Annotated in this window: 19 protein-coding genes and 1 tRNA gene; 11 read left to right on the plus strand and 9 right to left on the minus strand. The window is 60.7% G+C overall.

The features are described from left to right. Window positions 1–40: 40 nt before the first annotated feature. Window positions 41–1,063 (minus strand): LacI family DNA-binding transcriptional regulator, encoded by a 1,023-nt coding sequence (locus J9893_RS12015; RefSeq protein WP_041212112.1) that lies wholly within the window; start codon window positions 1,061–1,063, stop codon window positions 41–43. A 252-nt stretch (window positions 1,064–1,315) separates the two neighbouring features. On the opposite strand from J9893_RS12015, the gene J9893_RS12020 reads away from it, so the two are divergent. From J9893_RS12020 to J9893_RS12035, 4 genes are all read left to right on the plus strand, one after another. Continuing rightward, window positions 1,316–1,759 carry a PTS sugar transporter subunit IIA gene (locus tag J9893_RS12020; protein ID WP_104455056.1) on the plus strand — a complete coding sequence of 148 codons (444 nt, stop codon included), beginning with the start codon at window positions 1,316–1,318 and terminating at the stop codon, window positions 1,757–1,759. A gap of 32 nt (window positions 1,760–1,791) precedes the next feature. Beyond that, a complete protein-coding gene (locus J9893_RS12025) occupies window positions 1,792–2,079 on the plus strand; it encodes a PTS sugar transporter subunit IIB (RefSeq protein ID WP_026142047.1) in 288 nt (95 codons plus the stop codon). 60 nt (window positions 2,080–2,139) lie between these two features. After that, the gene (locus tag J9893_RS12030) at window positions 2,140–3,396 is read left to right on the plus strand and encodes a PTS ascorbate transporter subunit IIC (RefSeq protein WP_011704190.1); all 1,257 of its coding nucleotides are present in this window, start codon (window positions 2,140–2,142) and stop codon (window positions 3,394–3,396) included. A gap of 215 nt (window positions 3,397–3,611) precedes the next feature. After that, on the plus strand, window positions 3,612–4,661 hold the full coding sequence (locus tag J9893_RS12035; protein ID WP_210600797.1) for a glycosyltransferase family 9 protein: 1,050 nt from the start codon (window positions 3,612–3,614) through the stop codon (window positions 4,659–4,661). A gap of 21 nt (window positions 4,662–4,682) precedes the next feature. Here the strand turns inward: J9893_RS12035 and J9893_RS12040 are convergent, their stop codons facing one another. The 5 genes from J9893_RS12040 to rfaD are packed head-to-tail and all read right to left on the minus strand — an operon-like array spanning window position 4,683 to window position 10,203. Beyond that, window positions 4,683–5,378, minus strand: a complete 696-nt coding sequence (locus J9893_RS12040) for a TcdA/TcdB catalytic glycosyltransferase domain-containing protein (RefSeq protein WP_143238260.1) — start codon at window positions 5,376–5,378, stop codon at window positions 4,683–4,685. After that, entirely contained in the window at window positions 5,375–6,106 is a 732-nt protein-coding gene (locus tag J9893_RS12045) for a glycosyltransferase family 25 protein (protein WP_042864640.1), read from the minus strand. The genes J9893_RS12040 and J9893_RS12045 overlap by 4 nt, the downstream gene beginning before the upstream one ends. Further along, window positions 6,087–7,409, minus strand: coding sequence for an O-antigen ligase family protein (locus tag J9893_RS12050; RefSeq protein ID WP_235690616.1), 1,323 nt, complete (start codon window positions 7,407–7,409; stop codon window positions 6,087–6,089). The genes J9893_RS12045 and J9893_RS12050 overlap by 20 nt, the downstream gene beginning before the upstream one ends. A gap of 21 nt (window positions 7,410–7,430) precedes the next feature. Beyond that, on the minus strand, window positions 7,431–9,194 hold the full coding sequence (locus J9893_RS12055) for a polysaccharide deacetylase family protein (RefSeq protein ID WP_143238262.1): 1,764 nt from the start codon (window positions 9,192–9,194) through the stop codon (window positions 7,431–7,433). A gap of 49 nt (window positions 9,195–9,243) precedes the next feature. Further along, window positions 9,244–10,203: an ADP-glyceromanno-heptose 6-epimerase gene (gene rfaD / locus J9893_RS12060; RefSeq protein ID WP_039041134.1), complete on the minus strand. Its 960-nt coding sequence runs from the start codon at window positions 10,201–10,203 to the stop codon at window positions 9,244–9,246. Window positions 10,204–10,357: 154 nt separating this feature from the next. On the opposite strand from rfaD, the gene J9893_RS12065 reads away from it, so the two are divergent. From J9893_RS12065 to J9893_RS12085, 5 genes are all read left to right on the plus strand, one after another. Then, window positions 10,358–11,002, plus strand: coding sequence for a TetR/AcrR family transcriptional regulator (locus J9893_RS12065; RefSeq protein ID WP_052815559.1), 645 nt, complete (start codon window positions 10,358–10,360; stop codon window positions 11,000–11,002). A 183-nt stretch (window positions 11,003–11,185) separates the two neighbouring features. Continuing rightward, complete coding sequence (locus J9893_RS12070; RefSeq protein ID WP_052815560.1) at window positions 11,186–12,376, plus strand: glycine C-acetyltransferase; 1,191 nt, start codon at window positions 11,186–11,188, stop codon at window positions 12,374–12,376. A gap of 89 nt (window positions 12,377–12,465) precedes the next feature. Next, window positions 12,466–13,491, plus strand: coding sequence for an L-threonine 3-dehydrogenase (tdh, locus tag J9893_RS12075; protein WP_010672427.1), 1,026 nt, complete (start codon window positions 12,466–12,468; stop codon window positions 13,489–13,491). Window positions 13,492–13,710: 219 nt separating this feature from the next. Further along, on the plus strand, window positions 13,711–14,163 hold the full coding sequence (locus tag J9893_RS12080; RefSeq protein WP_039041132.1) for a c-type cytochrome: 453 nt from the start codon (window positions 13,711–13,713) through the stop codon (window positions 14,161–14,163). 84 nt (window positions 14,164–14,247) lie between these two features. Further along, window positions 14,248–16,551 carry a bifunctional diguanylate cyclase/phosphodiesterase gene (locus J9893_RS12085; RefSeq protein ID WP_143238263.1) on the plus strand — a complete coding sequence of 768 codons (2,304 nt, stop codon included), beginning with the start codon at window positions 14,248–14,250 and terminating at the stop codon, window positions 16,549–16,551. On the opposite strand, the gene rep is transcribed toward J9893_RS12085, so the two are convergent. Beyond that, complete coding sequence (gene rep, locus J9893_RS12090; protein WP_143238264.1) at window positions 16,538–18,550, minus strand: DNA helicase Rep; 2,013 nt, start codon at window positions 18,548–18,550, stop codon at window positions 16,538–16,540. The genes J9893_RS12085 and rep overlap by 14 nt on opposite strands. A 152-nt stretch (window positions 18,551–18,702) precedes the next feature. Here rep and J9893_RS12095 point away from each other — a divergent pair, with 152 nt between their 5' ends. After that, on the plus strand, window positions 18,703–19,923 hold the full coding sequence (locus tag J9893_RS12095) for a cysteine desulfurase (protein ID WP_210600796.1): 1,221 nt from the start codon (window positions 18,703–18,705) through the stop codon (window positions 19,921–19,923). A 13-nt stretch (window positions 19,924–19,936) separates the two neighbouring features. Next, complete coding sequence (locus J9893_RS12100; protein WP_185975493.1) at window positions 19,937–20,371, plus strand: SufE family protein; 435 nt, start codon at window positions 19,937–19,939, stop codon at window positions 20,369–20,371. A gap of 21 nt (window positions 20,372–20,392) precedes the next feature. Here J9893_RS12100 and tcdA read toward each other — a convergent pair whose 3' ends face one another. Continuing rightward, on the minus strand, window positions 20,393–21,229 hold the full coding sequence (gene tcdA, locus J9893_RS12105) for a tRNA cyclic N6-threonylcarbamoyladenosine(37) synthase TcdA (RefSeq protein WP_143238267.1): 837 nt from the start codon (window positions 21,227–21,229) through the stop codon (window positions 20,393–20,395). 147 nt (window positions 21,230–21,376) lie between these two features. Further along, window positions 21,377–21,453 (minus strand) — tRNA-Asp (locus tag J9893_RS12110). Between the last annotated feature and the right edge of the window lie 66 nt (window positions 21,454–21,519).

Below are 21,519 nucleotides of genomic sequence, written 5' to 3' on the forward strand. Positions count from 1 at the left end.
CCTTGAACATGCTTGCCTCGCCCTGTCGTGGCATCGCTCCTCAGGTGCTCTGGCGCTTTTGCAATTGAAAATCCAGGGCGAGGCTCATGCCGGCCACCTCCTCGCCCGCCAGCTGGCGCAGGATCAGCTCCGCCGCCTCCCTGCCCATCTGGTGATAGGGGATCCTGACCGAAGTCAGCGCAGGATGACAGGCGCGCGCCACATCCAGATCGTCGAAACCGGCGATGGCGAGCTTGCCCGGCACGCTCAGATGGCGGCGCTGGCATTCGAACAGCACCCCGGCCGCCAGCTCGTCGTTGACGCAGATCAGCGCATCCAGTTCGGGCCAGCGCAACAGAAACTCCCCCAGCATGGCCGCCCCCGTGCTAAAACTCGGCAGCTCAGAGGTATTGATGATGGCGTCCGGGGAGAGGTAGTTGTCCAGCAGCGCCTTCTGCCAGCCCTGCATGCGCTGCTGCAGCATCCACTGCTCCTGGCGGGCACAGAGAAAGCCGATGTTGCGATGACCGCGCTCGATGAGGTGGCGGGTCAGCTGATAACCGGCATCGAAGTTGGAGACCCCGACGTTCATGTCGATGGGATGGCGCGCCATAGCTCCCACCTCCACCACCGGCAAGCGGGCCGCCTGCAGGCGCTGCCGGATGACCTCCCCGGGATCCCCCCCAAACAACACCACAGCGGCCGGATTGTGCTGCAGGAAATTGCTGAGCAGGCTGGCCTCCTGCTGCTTCAGGTGCTGGGCATCCCCCAGCATGATCTGGTAGCCCTCGGCGAGCAGGGTCTGCTGCAGCCCGGCAATCATGTCACCGCAGGCGCGCTCCGCCAGGCTGGGGACGATGACCACTATGGTCTGGGAAGTGGCGGAAGCCAGCGCCCCCGCCGCCCGATTGGGGATATAGCCGAGTTCATCCACCGCCGCCTCGATGCGCTCTCGCATCTTGTCTGACACCAGCTCGGGGGTGCGCAGGGCGCGCGACACCGTCATGGCTCCCACGCCAGCCAACTGAGCCACGTCGTTGAGGGTCACCCGACCCGTGCTGCGGCGTTTTTTCGCTTCTGACATCCTTTCCCTTCCTCGGCATACGGGCATTCACTTTAAGGCAAAAGCAGGGCATTGACTATTTGCTCAAACCGGATTTTACCTTCTTTGAGGCCGATAAGGGGCAGGATGAATCCCTTCTGTGAGAGAAATGATAGCGCTATCACAGATCAATGTTAGCGCTATCTGGTAGCGCTAACTTTCGCGATCAAGCTCACAGTTATCAAAGGGCAAGATCGCTAGATTGGCGCCATCCTATCCAGCCCGGACACTGCCATGCTGACCCAATTGCTGACCGAGGAGGTCATTTCCATCGAAGCGGGCGCCCGCGACTGGCGCCACGCCATCGAGCTGGCCACCGCCCCCCTGCTGGCCAACGGCACCATAGAGCCCTCCTATGTGGCGGCGCTCTATCGCTCCCACGAGGAGCTCGGCCCCTACTACGTGCTGGGACCGGGCCTGGCCATGCCCCACGCCCGCCCGGAAGACGGCGTAAACCGGTTGGGACTGGCGCTGACCGTGCTGAAGGAGGGGGTCAACTTCGGCTCCGAGGGCAACGACCCGGTCCGGCTGCTGGTCACCTTGGCCGCCAGCGACAGCAACTCCCACGTGGAGACCATCGCCCAGCTGGCCGAACTGTTCATGAATGAAGAAGACGTGGCGGCCATCATGACGGCCACCAGCAAAGACGACATCTTGCGCATCCTGGCGCGTTATTGAGTGGCGCCCTGCGCCCCACAGAGGAAGAGAACATGAAAATTCTGGTTGTATGCGGACACGGCCTGGGCACCAGCCTGATGATGGAGATGAGCATCAAGAGCATTCTCAAGGAGCTGGCCGTGACGGCCGAGGTGGATCACCGGGATCTCGCCTCCGCCGGCAGCGAGCGCGCCGAGATCTTTGTCGCCACCCGCGACATCGCCGAACAGCTGGTCAGCATGGGCGTCGACGGCCGGCTGGTATCGCTGGACAACATGGTCGACAAGGCCGCCATGAAAGAAAAACTCGCCATCGCCCTGCGCGAGCTGGGCGCACTCTAACCCCTTTGCGACTGTCTGGGCGGCCGGTGAGCCGCCGCTTCCATCTGCTTGGAGCTGACCATGGAATTTTTCAATTTTCTGATGTTTGACGTGCTGTCGGAGCCGGCCGTGCTGGTTGGCCTGATCGCCCTCATCGGCCTGATCGCCCAGAAGAAACCGGTGACCGAGTGCATCAAGGGCACGGTCAAGACCATCATGGGCTTCGTCATCCTGGGAGCCGGCGCCACCCTGGTGGTGAACTCGCTGGGCGACTTCGCCACCATCTTCCAGCACGCCTTCGGCATCAAGGGGGTGGTGCCCAACAACGAGGCTATCGTCTCCATCGCCCAGCAGTCGTTCGGCAAGGAGATGGCGATGATCATGTTCTTCGCCATGCTGGTGAACATCCTGATCGCCCGGCTCACCCCGTGGAAGTTCATCTTCCTGACCGGTCACCACACTCTCTTCATGTCGATGATGGTGGCGGCCATCCTCTCCGCCGGCGGCATGAGCGGCATCCCGCTCATCGCGGTAGGCAGCCTGGTGGTCGGCGTGACCATGGTGCTGTTCCCGGCCCTCGCCCACCCCTACATGAAGCAGATCACCGGCTCCGATGACGTGGCACTCGGCCACTTCTCCACCTGCTCCTACGTGCTGGCCGGCTGGATCGGCGCCAAGTTCGGCAACAAGGCCCACAGCAGCGAAGAGGTGCAGGTGCCCAAGAGCCTGCTGTTCCTGCGCGATACCCCGGTGGCCATATCCTTCACCATGGGCATCATCTTCCTCATCACCTCCGCCTTCGCCGGCCCCGAGTTCGTCGCCAGCGTCGCCAAGGGCAAACACTGGTTCATGTTCTCCCTGATGCAGTCCATCACCTTCGCTGCCGGGGTCTACGTGATCCTGCAGGGGGTGCGGATGGTCATCGCCGAAATCGTGCCGGCCTTCAAGGGGATCTCCGACAAGCTGGTGCCCAACGCCAAACCGGCGCTGGACTGCCCCATCGTCTTCCCCTATGCCCCCAATGCGGTGCTGATCGGCTTCCTGTCGAGCTTCGCCGCCGGTCTGGTGGGCATGGTGCTGCTCTACCTGCTGGGGCTCACCGTCATCATTCCAGGCGTCGTGCCACACTTCTTCGTCGGCGCGGCGGCCGGGGTGTTCGGCAATGCCACCGGCGGTCGTCGCGGCGCCCTGCTGGGGGCCTTCGCCAACGGCTTGCTGATCACCTTCCTGCCGGTGTTCCTGCTGCCGGTACTGGGAGATCTCGGCTTTGCCAACACCACCTTCAGCGATGCCGACTTCGGCGTGGTGGGGATTCTGCTCGGCCTCATCGTACGCTGATCACTCTTGCCCATCGGGGGCATGGCCGACGGTGCCATGCCCCCGCTCATCTTCCCGCACTGCCAGCCGGGCCCCACCAGCCCGAACAACGTCGAAAATATGTGCAAACACAGTGCGTTGGATCGGATTTTCACCCCATAGCGGCAGCATCTGACAGGGGAGTGCGATATGCTGATGCGCTGACGTTCAACCCGACCTCGCTCGAGGCCCTTTCCATGAAATACCTGGTAGTACAAACCAAACAGATAGGAGATGTGCTGATCTCCACCGCACTGTGCAACAACCTCAAGCAGCACGACCCTGCCGGGAAAGTTCACTATCTGGTCATGGATTACTGCGCGGGCATGGCAGAGGGAAACCCCAACATCGATCGGTTGATCATCATCGAGAAGGCGCGCCGCAACGAGTGGCGCTACATGAAGGATTTGCTGCTGGGCATTCGCCGCGAACGCTACGATGTGGTGATCAACAGCCAGGGCCAGATGATAGGCCTGCTCACCTGCCTCTTCTCCGGCGCCCGCCTGCGGATCGGCTTCGACTCCTTCCCATGGCGCCTGGGCCACAACCGCATCGTGCGCTTTCGCCATGACACCGAGCATCAGGGTAACAGCACTCTGGTGGACGACCGATTTTCACTGCTCAAGCCCCTGGGTCTCGCCAGGGAGGATCGCAACTACTATCTCTGGCTCAGCGACGGGGAGAGACAACGGGGGCGCGAGACCCTGCTGGCCGCTGGCGTCGACCCGACCCGGCCACTCATCGCCATGGGAGTGAACTCCCTCGGTCACTACAAGCGCTGGCCCATCGACTGTTTCGCCGAGGTGGCGCGCTGGCTGATCGAGCAGCACGACGCCCAGATCCTGATCTACTGCGGGCCGGGGGAAGAGGAGTACAACCGCAGCCTGAAGCCGTTACTGCCAGCAGCGCTGCAGGCCAGCGTGTTTGACCATGTTCAGACCCGCTCGGTACGGGAGCTGGTGGGGCTCTTCGCCCATTGCCAGCTTTTCGTCGGCAACGACACAGGCCCACGGCACATGGCGCAGGCGCTGGATATCCCCCTGCTCACCATCGTCTCTCCCCTCGGACACTCCGCCATTGCCAATCCCGTCTCTCATCCCCGTTATCGCTTCGTCGACACGGGTCGCCAGGATCCGCAGCAGGAAGTGCGCGAGGTACAAATGCAGCTGGATCAGCTCTGGAGTCAAGTCACTCCTGTCACCGGCAAGCAGGCAGATGGAGACACGGCTCCCCTGCCCACTGTCTAGCACGGTGATGCCATATCACCATCATTTGCGCAGGCGGAAGAACTCCTTCTGCCATTCATAGAGATACCCTGACCAGCCTTTGGCCTTGGCACGCAGGAACACAAGACCGGATGAGCGTTTCCAGCTGTGCTGGAACCAGTGAGTCATGTAGCGCTCTGCCGCCGGCTCGAAATGAATCGCCTCCCCCTGGTAGTTGTAGAAATAGTGCACGGGGGCGATCAGGGCGGTATCCCCTGATGATGCCAGCTTCTCCGAGACCAGGTGTGTCATGATCTCCGGCCCCATGTACATGGGAGAGGACATGATCTCCTGTTCATAGAAGCGCACCAGTTCGGACAGCATGGCCGAATCCTGTCTGGCGTAGATGACCGCGGTGCCGATCAGCCGATCGGATTCGTAGCCAACGCTAAAGGCCACGGACTCGAAGAGCGGGAAGGGATCCTGGTTGATGGTGACATCGGTATCCAGATACAGACCCCCTTCCTGAGCGAGGATCTTGAGCCTCAGGTAATCGGTCACGAAGGCCAACAGGCCTCGTCGGTAGCACTCCCGGGCAAAGGTGCACTCCTGTATCCAGCGTTTGACCTGCGGATCCGTGTCCAGCCAGAGCTTGTAGTCGTAACCCTGCTTGCGCCAGTCATCGATGCACACGTGCGCCAGAGGAGGCAAGCGGCTGCCGAGCCAGATGGCGTGAATGGTTCTGTTGGTCGCACTCATGCCTTGCCCCCCGCCTGTTTCATGTTCCACAGGGCCATCCTGACGAAGCGGTAGAAGCGATAGAGTTCACGAGTCAACTTGAATCCCAGCGGAACTTTCTTCAGCACGACCTGATTCTGGATGTCGCTGCCCATGTCCCGCGGACTGTAGATGGCATAGGGAATCAGGCCGGTACAGATGAGCCCGGTGCGATAGGACTCACCGATGAAGTTGTCGACCGAACAGAGCCACCGCTGGCTGTGGGCCAGCAACCGGCGGGCCCCTTGGGGAGAGATGCTGTATCCCGTGGTCCAGCACGAGTTGTTGTGCCAGAACATGAGCTGCATGTTGTCCACTGTAGTCAGGGCCGTGGCGGTACCGATCTGGGGTTCCACCTTCACGTACTCGTACTGTTCGTGGATCTTCGGCAGGGTACCCACCACCTCTTCAAAATACTGGGTGGGCAGGAAATCGTCTTCCAGGATGAGGATGGGCTCGTCGAGCTCGACACACTTCTCCCACAGCAGATAGTGGCTGGCATAGCACCCCTTTTCCCCGGGCGTCAGCGGTCTGCTGCGAAACCGGATCCTGTGCTGATCATCCGGCAGGGCTTGCAGCCGCTCGGGCAGCCCCTCAAAACCGTTCACTGCGCTGAAAAATTCGAAGGGGATGCCTCTGGCAGAGAGCACAGACTCGACACGACTGCGCCGCTCGACGGCCCTGTCCAGACTAATGACGTAAATTTTCATGACCTTCCTTTCCAAACCTGTTCAGTTCCCAATGCAATGCGGCCGAGTAGATGGCGCCCATGAAGACGCTGAATACCCACTGCCCGGAGCGCATGTAGAAGAATGATTCGAAGTTGTTGATGATGAGCCAATAGAGGATGAAGGAGATGGCCAGCATCTTGATGAAACGGGACGAAACCGGACAGCACAGCACCTGGCGGAGCACCGAGAAGAGCGTGCCATACAACACCAGGAAACCGGCTACCCCCCAGCACACCAGTGTTTCCATGTTGGAGTTGTGCAGGTGACGAAACTCCCGGGTAATGTAGTCAGGCAGCGTCTTGGAGAGGGTGATCACCAACGACTGGCTGCCATAGCCTGTCCCGAAGAAGGGGTGAGCCAGGAACCACTGGATGGCCTCCAGCCAGGTCTTCAATCTCACCCCGATGCTGAAGTCCCGTACCTCGTTCCAGTTACCCGTCAGGATGGCATGCACATCCCCCTGATGCACGAAGCCGGCCAGCAACCGCTCCCGGATGAACGAAACCTGATAAAGCGCCAGCATGGTCATCAGCAAGATGGCGTAGGTCAACACCACCTTGCGCCTTGGCCAGTGCTCTCCTCCCCCCAGCAAGGGGAGGATGGCCAGCGAAGCCGAGATCGCCAGCCAGGACTGACGGGACTGCAGAATGACGGAGAAGACCCCGAACAACAGGATGCCGAGCAGGATCCCGGCATTGCCCAGCGACAGCTTCCTGAATTTCGATGTAAGCAACAAGAGCACAAAAAACAGGAAGCAGGCCCCCGCGATCAGGGAGCCGTGCTGGGCATTGCGGTAATTGAAATCTACCCTGGCCCCATCAAGACCTGTCTCGACGATGGAGAAGAAGGATGAGTGATAGGCAAAGGTGAAAATGACACCGAGGCAGAAGGTCAGCAGGGTGATGACGATGCGGCGAGGGTCCCCCTTCAGCCAGTAGGCGAGACCAAGGAAAAAGAAGAGGTATGCCATCGACTTCACAGAAGGGTACTTGAGGGCATACTCGGGCACGAACTGTCTGGATGCGACCCAGCTCAGGCACTGTACCACCACGGCCAGACAGAGCAGTTGAAAGATCCTGTTCCTTGCAAAGGAGGTCCTCTCCACATAGAAGGCCATCAGGGTGGCCAACACTATGATGGTCTGGCAGACGTCGGCGATCAGCTGAATCGAATCCTTGAACAGGGTGTAACCCAGAATATTCAGGAAGATGAAGTTGCCGAACGCCTGGCCGTGAAAGATGCGGAGAAAATCGTCACTCGTCGATGAGTCATGATCTGTCATACGGATCAAGGTGTATCCCTGTCAGGTTTTTCGGAAGACATAGTTGCCACGGATCTTGCGCCACAGACCAAACATGTCGGTGCGGGGGAAGATGGCGATCCGGCGGATCTGGAACGGATCCCGGTGCATGGCTCTGGGGCCGCTGTTGGTGGCCACAGCATAGCGATAACCGGCGGCAACGGCCTGGGCTTTTGCACTGTCGTTCAGATCCCCGTAAGGATAGGCAAACGAGATCAGGGGATGGCCGAGCAACTGCTCCAGCCAGGCCTTGTTGGCCTGGATCTGGTGGGCCTGCTCCTCTGGGGGGAGCGTGCTCAGGCGGGGGTGAGTCAGGGTATGGCCCCCGATCTCCACATGACCGGAGGCCACCAGCGCCTTGATTTCGTCCGGGGTCATCAGGGTCACCGGGGTATCGGGGTGAGTCGGGTGCTCCACATCCCAACGATTGTGATCCTCACCGGTCACCACATAGACCACCGCCTTGTAGCCATACTTTTCCAGTAGCGGCAGCATGCGGGTGAGGTTGTCCCGATAGCCGTCGTCCACGGTGATCATCAGGTACTTCTTGCCGTATTGCAGCCGGTGGATGAACCCGTTCTCCGCCAGGTCGGCAAATGTCAGCGTCTCGTAGCCCAGCCACTTCATCAGCTTGAGGTGCTTCTCGAACATGGCGACCGGGAGCCAGGTGCCATGCACTCCCTTTTCGCTCTCGTGCTCGATGAAGCGGTGATACATGATGACCGGCATCTCCCGGCGCAGGGTCTCGACCACGGCGTCCTGATAGACGGATTCCAGCCCGGTCACGACGCCTTGCAAATCATACTCTTGCAGGATCCGTTGGCGCACTGGGTCTGGCACCACCTTGGAGGCCAGCGCCGAAGGGATCTGCGCCTTCAGCCCGGCAAAGTCGATGGCCAGATCCCTGGGGCCGATGTCGCCGAAGTTGCTGGCGAGGGCCTCGTCCAGATTCTGCTCCGTCACCAGACCGATGGCCCTGGCTTCGCCGATGGCAAACGCCGGACGACCGCACAGCAGCGCCTCCATCGCCACCCGACCGGCACCGATCACCAGATCGCAGCCCGCCATCAGGGCGGGCACATCGTCCACATAGCCGACGAAGTCGACCTTGTCCTGAAAACGGGCAAAACGCGCCGGCACCTGGGTGCCGCTGACGACGCGCACCCGGCAGGCTTCCAGATCCAGCACCTCGTCCAGCAACCGGTAGCAGAGCTCCCCCTTGGGACCGCTCAGCCGACCAATGATGGCGATCACCGGTTTGTCGTTGTCCGGTATCGGCACGGGCTGGAACTTGTCGGTCTCGATGCCGTTGCGCAGCACCTGCACCATGGCCGGGTCCACCCCCAGGTTGTCGATGATCTGGCTGGCGATATCCTCGCACACCGCCACCGCCCGGTAGCCCAGCGCATGGAATGCCTTGCGGGAGGCGTGTACCGGCTGGCGCCCGTGCACCGTGGTGATCATGGGGGTGCCGGTCAGCTTGCAGGCGACGTAGCTGCTCCAGCCCGAGGCGCGCGAATGGGCGTGCACAAGCTGGATCCTGTGCTTGCGGATCAGATAGATGAGATAGAAGACGTGCCAGAAGCGGCGCAGGATGCTGCGCTTGTTGAAGCGCAACCGAAAGACCGGCCCCAGAGTCGGTTTGGTCAGGGTGTCAGAGACGTAGAAAACCTGGTGGCCACGGCGGGTCAGCTCGTTGCCGACCGTGGTGGCATAGACCTCCGCGCCCGTCACTTCGAGCTGGGAGAGAGCCATCAATATGTTCATGCAAGCGCATCCGATCGACGGGTGGCCAGAGCCACCCGCCAGAGGGGGATCAAGCCCGGTTCAACCAGGCCATGTAATCGGCCACGCCTTCGGCCACAGTCTTGAACTCGCCGTCATAGCCGACGCCGCGCAACTTGGTGAGATCCGCCTGGGTGAAGCTCTGGTAGCGACCCTTGAGGTGATCCGGGAAGGGAATGTATTCGATGGCGCCTTTCTGGTGATGCCTGATCACGGCTTCCGCCACGTTCTGGAACGGCTCGGCACGGCCGGTGCCGCAGTTGAAGATGCCGGAGTGCTGCGGATTCTGCCAGAACCAGAGGTTCACCTTGCAGACGTCGTCCACGTAGATGAAGTCGCGCATCTGGCCGCCATCCGGAAAGCCGTCACAGCCCTCGAACAGCTTGGGATTGTCACCCTGCTTCACCTGGGTATTGAGGTGGAAGGCCACGGACGCCATGGATCCCTTGTGCTGCTCGCGGGGACCATAGACGTTGAAGTACTTGAGACCCACCACCTGGGAGTTGATCTCCGGCATCCAGCGACGCACGTACTGATCGAACAGCTGCTTGGAGTAGCCGTAGACGTTGAGGGGCTGTTCGAACCTCGGGTCTTCGATGAAGTTGTCGTTGCGCCCGCCATAGGTCGCGGCGGAAGAGGCGTAGATGAAGGGGATTTCCCGCTCGATGCAGTAGTGGAACAGATCCTTGGAGTACTCGTAGTTGACCTCCATGATGAACTTGCCGTTCCACTCGGTGGTCGCGGAGCAGGCGCCTTCGTGGAAGATCACCTCGATGCCGTCATCCCACTCCTCGAATTCGTCACCGGAGACGATCCGCGCCTGGAACTCGTCCTTGTCCATGTAGTCGGCGATGGTGAGGTCGACCAGGTTGACGAACTTGGTGCCGTCGGTCAGGTCATCGATGACCACGATATCGGTCCGTCCTTGAGCGTTCAGCTGCTTGACCAGATTGCTGCCGATAAAGCCAGCACCGCCAGTTACTACGATCATGGAGTTTGCCTCGCGTACGTTGTGGCCCCGTGTGACTGCCTGTTAAAGCTGTGTATAGTGGGCCAATTTGAAATTGCCGAAAAGTTTATCACGGGCCGCAAGGGGATTCGACCTCGATGACTTTTCCCCTTAGGGCCCGGCAGAGGGACCAGCGATGAAGACCAGAGACAGGATCATCCACAGCGCCACCGAGCTGTTCAACGATCAGGGCGAGCGCAACATCACCACCAACCACATTGCCGCACACCTTGGCATCAGCCCGGGCAACCTTTACTACCACTTCAGAAACAAAGAAGACATCATCCACTCCATCTTCGATCAGTACGCCCGCCACCTGAGCGACAGCTTCACTCCGATCCGCAGCAGCGAGATCCGGCTGGAGGATCTGATGGGCTACCTGGATGCCATCTTTTATTTGATGTGGCAGTTCCGCTTCTTCTACGCGAACCTGCCGGACATCCTGAGTCGCGACGAGCTTCTGCAGCAGAAATACCTCAAGGCACAGGAGCAGCTCCGTGCCACCGTGGAGACGCTGCTCAGAAGCCTGCGCGAAGGCGGTATCATCGCCGTCAGCGATGAAGACCTGCCGGATCTCGGTCAGACCATCAAGATGGTCGTCACCTGCTGGATCCCGTTCCAGATCGCCCAGGCCCCGGCCACCCGCATCACCAAGCCCCTGCTCTACCAGGGGGTCTTGCGGGTGCTGTTTTTGCTGCGCCCCTACGTGCAGCCACAAGTGGCCCCCCAGATACATCAACTGGAGCAACATTATCTCCAACTGGCCCAACCAGCCGGGTGAGATCTGTTTCACAATTGTTGATTATCAGCATAAAAATTTGAATTTATACGCAGGGATTACAGTAAAATGTTGCCCATTCTAGGGTCTGTCGGCGTTTCGTCGCGACCGTGACAACGCCGAACCATGCGGGTTGCACGGCCCGGGATCCTGATAACACAGTCGATACAGCAATGAGGACCGAGGATGTCTAACGGATTCTATCGTCACCTGACCGAACAGCTCGAACAAGTCAAGGCGGAAGGGCTATACAAGCAGGAGCGCATCATCACCTCGGCCCAGCAGGCCCAGATTGCGGTGGGCGGCGAGCAGGTACTGAACTTCTGTGCCAACAACTACCTGGGGCTGGCCAACCACCCCGACCTGATTGCCGCCGCCCATCAGGGGCTCGAGAGCCACGGCTTCGGCATGGCCTCCGTGCGCTTCATCTGCGGTACCCAGGACCAGCACAAGGAGCTGGAGCAGAAGCTGTCCGCCTTCCTCGGCACCGAAGACAGCATCCTCTACTCCTCCTGCTTCGACGCCAACGGCGGTCTGTTCGAGACCCTATTCGGTGCCGAAGACGCCATCATCTCCGACGCCCTCAACCATGCCTCCATCATCGATGGGGTGCGGTTGTGCAAGGCCAGGCGCTATCGCTACGCCAACAACGACATGGCCGAACTGGAAGCCCAGCTCAAGCAGGCCGATGCCGACGGCGCCCGCTTCAAACTGATCGCCACCGACGGTGTCTTCTCCATGGATGGCGTCATCGCCGACCTCAAATCCATCTGCGATCTGGCCGACAAGTACGATGCGCTGGTGATGGTGGATGACTCCCACGCCGTCGGCTTCATCGGTGAGAACGGCCGCGGCACCCACGAATACTGCGAGGTGATGGAACGGGTCGACATCATCACCGGTACCCTGGGCAAGGCGCTGGGTGGCGCGTCCGGTGGCTACACCTCCGGCAAGAAAGAGGTGATCGACTGGTTGCGTCAGCGCTCCCGTCCCTACCTCTTCTCCAACTCCCTGGCACCCTCCATCGTCTCGGCCACCATCAAGGTGATCGACATGCTGGCCGAGGGTCACGACCTGCGTGCCCGCCTCAAGGAGAACAGTGCCTACTTCCGCGAGCGCATGAGCGCCGCCGGCTTTACCCTGGCCGGTGCCGATCACGCCATCATTCCGGTCATGCTGGGGGATGCCAAACTGGCCGCCGAGATGGCGAGCCGCATGCTGGACGCCGGTATCTATGTGGTGGGCTTCTCCTTCCCCGTGGTACCCAAGGGTCAGGCGCGCATCCGGACCCAGATGTCCGCCGCCCATACCCGGGAGCAACTGGACAAGGCGATCGATGCCTTCATTCGCATCGGTCGCGAGCTCGGTGTGATTTGATCACATGGCTGGCTGATTAAAACGGGGGCCAAGGTTGGGCCCCATTTTATTACCCTCTGTACCCGGCATGGCGCCGTGAGGAATCTGTCATGAAAGCACTCTCCAAACTCAAATCCGAAGTCGGCATCTGGATGACTGATGTCCCGGCTCCCGAGCTCGGCCACAACGATCTGCTCATCAAGATCCGCAAGACCGCCATCTGCGGCACCGACATGCACATCTACAACTGGGACGAGTGGGCCCAGAAGACCATTCCCGTCCCCATGGTGGTGGGGCACGAGTATGTGGGAGAGGTGGTCGCCGTCGGCCAGGAAGTGCGCGGCTTCGCCATCGGCGATCGCGTCTCCGGCGAAGGCCACATCACCTGCGGCCACTGCCGCAACTGCCGTGCCGGTCGCACCCACCTGTGCCGCAACACCATTGGTGTGGGTGTGAACCGCCCGGGTTCCTTCGCCGAATACCTGGTGATCCCGGCCTTCAACGCCTTCAAGCTGCCGGACAACATCCCCGATGAGCTGGCCGCCATCTTCGATCCGTTCGGCAACGCCGTGCACACCGCCCTCTCCTTCGATCTGGTGGGTGAAGACGTGCTCATCACCGGCGCAGGCCCCATCGGCATCATGGCCGCTGCCGTCTGCCGTCACGTTGGCGCCCGTCACGTGGTGATCACCGACGTCAACGAATACCGGCTGGAACTGGCCCGCAAGATGGGCGCCACCCGTGCCGTCAACGTAGCCAAGGAGAAGCTCTCCGATGTCATGGAAGATCTCGGCATGACCGAAGGGTTCGATGTGGGGCTGGAGATGTCCGGGGTGCCCAGCGCCTTCCAGGACATGATCGACAAGATGAACCACGGCGGCAAAATCGCCATGCTCGGCATTCCTCCCTCCACCATGGCCATCGACTGGGGCAAGGTGATCTTCAAGGGACTCTTCATCAAGGGGATCTACGGCCGCGAAATGTTCGAAACCTGGTACAAGATGGCAAGCCTCATCCAGTCTGGCCTGGATCTCAGCCCCATCATCACCCACCATTTCCATATCGATGACTTCCAGCAGGGCTTCGAAGCCATGGGCTCCGGCAAGTCCGGCAAGGTGATCCTGAACTGGGATTGAGGACACGCGAGGGGCGCCTGGGCAATCAGCGCGCCCTATTTTGTTCAGCCTCACGAAACCCGGCGCATGCCGGTTTTTTTTATGTGGGATCACCCCTTCCCGCTCTACCACTTTGTTTGCAGATTGCTTAACACTTCACACACAAGCGTTTAAATGGCTGTAACTATTCGGTTATAATCCCGTCGTTTTCTGGGGATAATAAGAGCCTGCTGGGAGTACATGAGCGTGTTGAAAAAACTGAGCTATTTGCTGGCTGCCGGGATGGCGGCCGCCACTCTGTCCGGCGCAGTCCTTGCCGCCGATGACATGTCGACAGAGGCCATCGCCGAGCGTATTGCCCCGGTTGGCCAGGTTTATACCGCCAAGGATCTGGAAGGCATTGCGACCGCCGCGGCCGCGCCTGCGGCAGCCTCCTCCGGCCCCCGTGACGGCGAAACCGTGTTCAAGGGTGCCTGCTTCGCCTGCCACGATACCGGTGCCGCCGGCGCCCCCAAGCGAGGTGACAAGGCCGCCTGGGAGCCACGCATCGCCCAGGGCTTCGACACCTTGCGCAAACACGCCATCGAAGGCTTCACCGGCAAGGCTGGCATGATGCCACCGCGGGGGACCTGCGCCACCTGCAGTGACGAAGAGATCGAGAACGCCATTCACTACATGATCGACAAGCTCTAAGTAATTGAAAGGGCTCCTCTTGCAGCCCTTTCAATCCCATCACTTCCGACTACGCTTGAAGGTAAGTTTTTTCGGGAGTGTTGCATGTCAGTTCAGCCCACCACACCGCCAGACTCGCACTCCTTGCTGGCGGTCGTCTCCTCCATCATGGATTTCCCCGCCCCCGGCATTGCCTCCCCCGAGGATTACGCCCGACTGGTCGGTCTGCTGGACACACTCTGCCCTCTGCAACATTTCGCCATGCTGGGGCTGGCCGACGGGGGGCTGAACTGGCGCTACACCTATCAGCTTCCCGACGTGTTCAAGCAACAATTGGGACGGGAAGAACCTCGCCTCACCGAACAGCTCACCCGGCTCGATGAAGGTCAGGGCTGGTGCGTGCAGCCTGTGGAGCATATCGACGTGCAGTGGTTGCTGGCACGCAGCACCCCGGATCAGGCACCCACCCTGAGGCTGCTGTTGGAGTGCCTGGCCAAACGACTGCACGAAACCCAGACCGGTACTCAGCTGGCGGGGCAGGCCTCCCCTCTCATGCAGCGGGATCCCCAGTGGCAGGAGAAAATCGAGAAGATCGGCCGAGTGATGCGCCTGGCTCACAACCTGCCTCAGCATGCCCTGTTTGCCCAGTTGGAAGCTGTGTTGCGCCAGATGCTCTCGGTCAGCGACATGTTGCTGATCCGGCTGGAAAACCAGCGACTGGAGCGACTCTATCCACCACACCTGACATACGACGATGACATCATTCGGGCCATGTGCCACAGCACCAACAGCGTAGAGCGCCATGAAGAGGGGCTTTACTGGTACAGCCTGCCCCTGCGCCAGCAGCAGCAATACTTTGCCCACCTCATCCTCAACATGACCCGGCCTCTGGAAACCGATGACAGGCTGTTCCTCGATTTCCTGCGCCATCAGCTGACCCTGTTGCTGGAGCTCAAAAGGGTGCGACAGCAACTCGATGAGCTCAACTCGGAGGAGTCCATCAACCAGCGCCTCCAACAGCTGCGCCAAACCAACCTGAGGTTGCAGAAACGGCTCAAGCATCATCAGGAGCTGGAGCGGCGGCTCCAGTTCAATGCCCTGCACGACCCGCTGACCCAGTTGCCAAACCGGGCGCTGCTGATGAATCACCTGCATCATGCCATGACCCGCTACCGCCGCTACCAGACAGCCGGCTTCACCCTGATCTTCGTCGATGTGGATCACTTCAAGCAGGTCAATGACGCCTTGGGCCACAGTGCTGGCGATCAGTTGCTGCAGGAGCTGGGCAGCAGGCTGCAAGGCTGCATCCGGCAAAATGACATGGTGGCGAGGCTCGGAGGGGACGAATTCGTCATCTATCTGGACAACAGCCAGCGGGAAGAGGACATCAGCCCCGTGCTCAATCGCCTGATTGGCCGTATCGGCCATCCGTTCCGGATCCAGGGCAACGAACTGACCATCACCGTCAGTCTGGGGGTCGCCAGCGTGACGGAGCAAACGGCCGATGTCAGTGAACTGCTGCACCAGGCAGACCTCGCCATGTACCAGGCCAAGCGCAACGGTCGCAGCCGCATCGTCATGTATTCGGAGGCCTGTACCGAACAGGCGGGGTCACCGGAAGAGCGGCTCTTCAGAGCCTTGCGGGAAGGGCGGATTGTGCCCTACTTCCAGCCGGTGATCAGGCTGTGTGACAGCCGCCTGGTCGGACTGGAGGTGATGGCGCGCTGGATAACGGAGGAAGGGGAGCTCAAGGATGCATTCGACTTCATTCCTCTGGCGGAACAGTGCGGCCTCATTCAGGATCTGGACCGCCAGATCCTCAAGCGCACCTGCCAGCAACTGAAGCTTTGGCAGCCCGCCTCCGGGGTCGGTCGTTTCAGGATAGCCATCAACCTCTCCGGCAAGCACCTGGCCAGCCACGAGCAGATCATGCAACTGCTCACCATCATGGAGGAGGAGGGTGTCATCCCCGCATGTTTCATCTTTGAGTTCAACGAACGCGAGCTCTCCCGGCAGAGTGCCGACTCCCTCACTGCCCTGCATGAACTGAGGGCGAAAGGGATCCAGGTCAGCCTGGATGACTTCGGCACCGGCTTCTCTTCCCTCAACGCCCTGTTTCACTTCCCGGTGGATTACATCAAGGTGGACGATAGCTTCACCCATCGCATGTTGAACTCACCCAAGGATCTGGCGCTTATCCGCGCCATGCGGGACATCTGCCAGGACCTCGACTTCACCCTGGTGGTCGAGGGGATCGAAAATCAGCAGCAGTTGCAAAAGCTCATCGAGCTTGGCTGCGCCCTCGGGCAGGGTCGCCACATCTCCCCCCCGCTGCCGGGAGCCGATATTCCCCCTCTGCTGGGTCAGGCTTCTCGAGAGACCAAGCCTTCCGACCTCAATCCTTCTTGAACAGGGCCCGCAGGTTGGCGACACCAACCTGCCCCTTCTGCTGGCGCTCCTCGGCCGTCACCTTCTTCTGGTTTTCCCACTCCAGGTCATCCTGGGGCAGCTCCAGCAGGAAGCGGCTCGGCTCCGGCCGCACCGACTCGCCAAACTGGCGGCGCTCCTTGCAGAGAGTAAAGGTCAGTTCGGTTTGGGCCCGGGTGATCCCCACGTAGGCGAGGCGTCGCTCCTCCTCCACGTTGTCCTCGTCGATGCTGGTCTGGTGGGGCAGCAGCCCCTCCTCCATACCCACCATGTAGACATAGGGAAACTCCAGTCCCTTGGAGGCGTGCAATGTCATCAGCTGCACCTGATCCGCCTCATCCTCCCCTTCGTTACGCTCCATCATGTCCCGCAGGGTGAGCCGGGTAACCACCTGAGCCAGCGTCATCGACTCCTCCAGCTCATCCCCTTCCAGCATCTCGCTGATCCAGCGATAAAGGGTGGAGACGTTTTGCATCCGCATCTCCGCCGCCTTCGGACTGGGGGAGGTCTCATAGAGCCACTCCTCGTAATGGATCTCCTTGATCATGTCCCGTACCGCCTCCACCGGATTGCCGCGCAGCGCCTGATCGCCAAGCCTCACCAGCCAGTTGGTGAAGGCCTGCAGGGCGGATAGACCGCGTCCGGAGAGGTGTTGCTCCAGCCCCAGCTCGAAACTGGCGGCAAACAGGCTCTTGCCACGCTGGTTGGCGTACTGGCCCAGTTTTTCGAGGGTAGTGGGGCCTATCTCGCGGCGCGGCAGGTTGACCACCCGCAGGAAGGCGGTGTCCTCGTCCGGGTTCACCAGCAGCTTGAGGTAGGCCATGATGTCCTTGATCTCGGTGCGGGAGAAAAATGAGGTACCGCCCGAGATACGGTAGGGAATGCGGTTGGTCATCAGCGCCTTCTCGAAGATGCGCGACTGATGGTTGCCCCGATAGAGGATCGCGTAATCCTTGAACCGGGTGCGGTTCATGAACTTGTGGCCCATCAGCTCGGCGGCGATACGCTCCGCCTCGTGCTCCTCATTCTTGGCAAACAGCACCTTGAGCTTCACCCCCTCGTCCAGCTCGGAGAAGAGCGCCTTGTCGTAGACATGGGGATTATTGGCGATCAGGATGTTGGCGCACTTGAGAATACGCCGCTTGGAGCGGTAGTTCTGCTCCAGCTTGATGAGCCGCAGATTGGGGAAATCTTCGTTCAGCAGCACCAGGTTCTGCGGCTTGGCACCGCGCCAGGAGTAGATGGACTGGTCGTCGTCCCCCACCACGGTGAAGCGGGCCCGCTCGCCGACGATCTGCTTCACCAGCTCGTACTGGCTGGTGTTGGTGTCCTGGTATTCGTCGACCAGCAGATAGCGGATCTTGTTCTGCCAGCGCTCGCGCACCTCCTGATTGCTCTTGAGCAGCAGGGTCGGCATCACGATGAGGTCGTCAAAATCCAGCGCGTTGTAGGCCACCATCTGGCGGTGGTAACGCTCGTAGAGCTGGGCCATCAGCACCTCTTCCGGGCCGCGGGCGATGCGCATGGCGCGAGCCGGCAGGATAAGGTCGTTCTTCCAGTTGGAGATCTGGCTGATGAGGGCCGAGAGCTTGTCCTTGTCGTTATCGAGCTCCGCCTCGGTCAGCTCTTTCAGCAGCGCCAGCTGGTCGGTATCGTCGAACAGGGAAAAATTGGCCTTGAGATTCAGGCTCTTGTGCTCGCGGCGGATGATCTCAAGCCCCAGAGTGTGGAAGGTGGAGACCATCAGCCCCCGCGCCTCCTTGCGACCGAGGGTCTGGCCGACCCGTTCTTTCATCTCCCGCGCCGCCTTGTTGGTGAAGGTGACGGCGGCGATGTTGCGCGCGTTGTAGCCGCACTGCTGTACCAGATAGGCAATCTTGTTGGTGATGACGCGGGTCTTGCCCGATCCGGCACCCGCCAGCACCAGGCAAGGGCCGGAGACAAACTTGACCGCTTCGTTCTGATTGGGGTTGAGCTTCATGGGCCGGATCTCTTGGCTTATGATGAGGGGCGGCATTGTAACAGAGATCCCGCAGGCAGCCGAAACCGCAGGCAATATCCCGCCACTGCGCCTTGTGTTTGACCGCTATTTTCCGGATCATGGCCGACTTTTCCAGATGATATGAGGGGAGCATGAACCAGCAACAGCACGCCCGACTGCGCGGCCAGTTTCCGGCCTTGGCACAAGAGGTCAACGGCCACCCTCTGGTCTATCTGGACAATGCCGCCACCACCCAGAAACCCCAGGTGGTGCTGGATGCCATCGCGCACTATTATCGGGCCGAAAATGCCAACGTGCACCGCGCCGCCCATGCCCTGAGCGGCCGGGCCACCCGTGCCTTCGAGGCCGCCCGCGAGACGGTTGCCCGCTTTATCAATGCACCCCGCAGCCACGAGGTGATCTGGACCCGCGGCACCACGGAGGCTATCAATCTGGTGGCCCAGAGCTGGGGAATGAGCGAGCTGAGGGCGGGGGATGAAGTCGTGCTCAGCACCCTGGAGCACCACGCCAACATCGTCCCCTGGCAGCTGGTCGCCCAACGCACCGGTGCGGTGATCCGGGTCATCCCCCTCGATGAGCGGGGCGATCTCGATCTGGCCGCCTATCACGCCCTGCTGGGACCACGTACCCGACTGGTGAGTGTGGCCCACGTCTCCAATGCCCTTGGCACCGTCAACCCAGTCGAGCAGATAGTGGCGGCGGCCAAGGCGGTCGGCGCCCTGACCCTGATCGACGGCGCCCAGGCAGTGGCCCACTTCGAGGTGGATGTGCAGGCCATCGGCTGCGACTTCTACGCCTTCTCCGGTCACAAGCTCTATGGCCCGACCGGCATCGGCGTATTGTGGGGCCGCACCGAGCTATTGGAACGGATGCCGCCCTGGCAAGCGGGAGGCGAGATGATCGACAGGGTCAGCTTTGCCGGTACCACCTTCAACACCCTGCCCTTCAAATTCGAGGCAGGCACCCCCCATATTGCCGGCGCCATCGGCCTGGCTGCAGCCATCGGCTTTGTGATGGAGCAGGACAAGGATTCATTGGCCAGCCATGACGCGGCGCTGACCGACTATCTGGTTGCCGGACTGCAACAGGTGCCAGGGCTGCGTCTGGTCGGCGAACCCGGTCAGCGCGCCGGCGCCATCTCCTTCCTGCTGGAGGATATCCACCCACAGGACGCCGCCACCCTGCTCGACATGCAGGGCATAGCCCTGCGGGTCGGCCATCACTGCGCCATGCCGCTGATGGAATCGCTCGGTATCGGCGGCACGATGCGTGCCTCCCTGGCCTGCTACAACAATCGGGACGATGTCGACGCCCTGCTGGCCGCCCTGCACAAACTCCGTGACTTCTTCTAAGGCAGACAATCCAATGAACAGCCTCGCAACCTACACCCGGATAGGCGTTGAGCCCGACGCAAATAGCATCCGTCAGCAGTTTGCGGCAGCAAACGGCTGGGAGAACCAGTACCGACTCATCATCCAGCTCAGCAAACTGCTGCCTGCACTGCCCGGCGAATGGCAGCAGGAGGCATTTCGCCTCAAGGGGTGTGAGAGCCAGGCTTGGTTGAAAGGGGAGAAAGGTGAGGATGGCAACTGGCACTTTGCTTGCGATTCCGATGCCCGCATCGTGCGCGGTCTGATTGTCATCGTACTGGCGGCGCTCAACCACCAATCTGCAGCGACGATCCACTCCTTCGACATGAAGGACTATTTCACCGAACTGGGGCTGGAGAAACACTTGAGCCCGTCGCGGGGCAACGGGCTCAGAGCTATCGTGTTGGCAATCCGGGGGCTGGCCGTATAATCCGCCTTGTCCAGTGGTCGATCAGGCTTCGCCAATCGACCCTGCGCCTTCATTTCCGGCCTCTTTCTCGGCGCGGGCTCCCCGCTCGGCAATCTTCTTCAATACACGGGACGCGGCAACCAAGCCAAAGGTGGCCGTCACCGGCGTCACGGCACCAAAGCCGGAGGCGCAATCCATCTTCATATTGCCGTCGCTGGCCCCCTTGGCCTGGCAGGTGCCGCCATTACCATCTGGATAACTCAGTTGCTCGGTTGAGAAGACACACTCCACCCCGAATTTGCGCGCCGGATTCTTGCTGAAGTTGTGCAGTCGGCGCAGGTCGGAGCGCACCTTGGCGGCCAGCGGATCCTGAATGGTCTTGGCCAGGTCGGCCACGGTGATCTGGATCGGGTCCATCTGCCCGCCGGCACCGCCCGCCACAATCACCGGGATCTTGTTGCGCTTGCAGAAGGCAATCAGCGCCACCTTGGCCTTGACCGAGTCGATGGCATCCACCACATAGTCAAACTCCCGCTTGATATGCTCGCCCAGGTTGTCGGCGGTGACGAAGTCATCCACCTCGATCACCTCGCAATCCGGGTTGATGGCACGGATGCGCTCGGCCATCACCTCCGTCTTGAGACGGCCGACCGTGCCCTGCATGGCGTGGATCTGGCGATTGGTGTTGGTGATACAGATGTCGTCCATGTCGATCAGGGTGATCTGGTTGATGCCGGCCCGAGCCAACGCCTCGGCCGCCCAGGAGCCGACGCCACCGATCCCGACCACGCAGACTTTCGCCTGGCTGAAGGAGCCAAGGGCACGCTGGCCATAAAGACGGGCTATGCCCCCGAATCGCTGTAGATACTCTGCTTTCATACCACCACCTTGCTTGAGGGCGGCCATTATAGCGGCAACCTCTCTCAGGGGCGATGCTCGGATGATGGTGGTGTTGATGTGAGAGAAAAGGAGTACGGTATCGAAAACGAAAAAAAACCCAGTCGTTAGACTGGGCTTCTTGAGTAGTGGCGGAGCGGACGGGACTCGAACCCGCGACCCCCGGCGTGACAGGCCGGTATTCTAACCGACTGAACTACCGCTCCGCATTCGGTTAGCTTTCGCTAAATCTTTTGCTGCTTGTTTGTGAGGTGTCATCCTCGCAGCCAGCC

The organism is Aeromonas sp. MaB10011B (assembly GCF_017939325.1).
Lineage (GTDB): Bacteria > Pseudomonadota > Gammaproteobacteria > Enterobacterales > Aeromonadaceae > Aeromonas > Aeromonas caviae.

What these genes read in the sequence shown, in the direction of transcription:
- J9893_RS12015 (WP_041212112.1), bottom strand. Translation starts at nt 1,063, where the DNA reads ATGTCAGAAGCGAAAAAACGCCGCAGCACGGGTCGGGTGACCCTCAAC.
- J9893_RS12020 (WP_104455056.1), top strand. Translation starts at nt 1,316, where the DNA reads ATGCTGACCCAATTGCTGACCGAGGAGGTCATTTCCATCGAAGCGGGC.
- J9893_RS12025 (WP_026142047.1), top strand. Translation starts at nt 1,792, where the DNA reads ATGAAAATTCTGGTTGTATGCGGACACGGCCTGGGCACCAGCCTGATG.
- J9893_RS12030 (WP_011704190.1), top strand. Translation starts at nt 2,140, where the DNA reads ATGGAATTTTTCAATTTTCTGATGTTTGACGTGCTGTCGGAGCCGGCC.
- J9893_RS12035 (WP_210600797.1), top strand. Translation starts at nt 3,612, where the DNA reads ATGAAATACCTGGTAGTACAAACCAAACAGATAGGAGATGTGCTGATC.
- J9893_RS12040 (WP_143238260.1), bottom strand. Translation starts at nt 5,378, where the DNA reads ATGAGTGCGACCAACAGAACCATTCACGCCATCTGGCTCGGCAGCCGC.
- J9893_RS12045 (WP_042864640.1), bottom strand. Translation starts at nt 6,106, where the DNA reads ATGAAAATTTACGTCATTAGTCTGGACAGGGCCGTCGAGCGGCGCAGT.
- J9893_RS12050 (WP_235690616.1), bottom strand. Translation starts at nt 7,409, where the DNA reads ATGACAGATCATGACTCATCGACGAGTGACGATTTTCTCCGCATCTTT.
- J9893_RS12055 (WP_143238262.1), bottom strand. Translation starts at nt 9,194, where the DNA reads ATGAACATATTGATGGCTCTCTCCCAGCTCGAAGTGACGGGCGCGGAG.
- rfaD (WP_039041134.1), bottom strand. Translation starts at nt 10,203, where the DNA reads ATGATCGTAGTAACTGGCGGTGCTGGCTTTATCGGCAGCAATCTGGTC.
- J9893_RS12065 (WP_052815559.1), top strand. Translation starts at nt 10,358, where the DNA reads ATGAAGACCAGAGACAGGATCATCCACAGCGCCACCGAGCTGTTCAAC.
- J9893_RS12070 (WP_052815560.1), top strand. Translation starts at nt 11,186, where the DNA reads ATGTCTAACGGATTCTATCGTCACCTGACCGAACAGCTCGAACAAGTC.
- tdh (WP_010672427.1), top strand. Translation starts at nt 12,466, where the DNA reads ATGAAAGCACTCTCCAAACTCAAATCCGAAGTCGGCATCTGGATGACT.
- J9893_RS12080 (WP_039041132.1), top strand. Translation starts at nt 13,711, where the DNA reads ATGAGCGTGTTGAAAAAACTGAGCTATTTGCTGGCTGCCGGGATGGCG.
- J9893_RS12085 (WP_143238263.1), top strand. Translation starts at nt 14,248, where the DNA reads ATGTCAGTTCAGCCCACCACACCGCCAGACTCGCACTCCTTGCTGGCG.
- rep (WP_143238264.1), bottom strand. Translation starts at nt 18,550, where the DNA reads ATGAAGCTCAACCCCAATCAGAACGAAGCGGTCAAGTTTGTCTCCGGC.
- J9893_RS12095 (WP_210600796.1), top strand. Translation starts at nt 18,703, where the DNA reads ATGAACCAGCAACAGCACGCCCGACTGCGCGGCCAGTTTCCGGCCTTG.
- J9893_RS12100 (WP_185975493.1), top strand. Translation starts at nt 19,937, where the DNA reads ATGAACAGCCTCGCAACCTACACCCGGATAGGCGTTGAGCCCGACGCA.
- tcdA (WP_143238267.1), bottom strand. Translation starts at nt 21,229, where the DNA reads ATGAAAGCAGAGTATCTACAGCGATTCGGGGGCATAGCCCGTCTTTAT.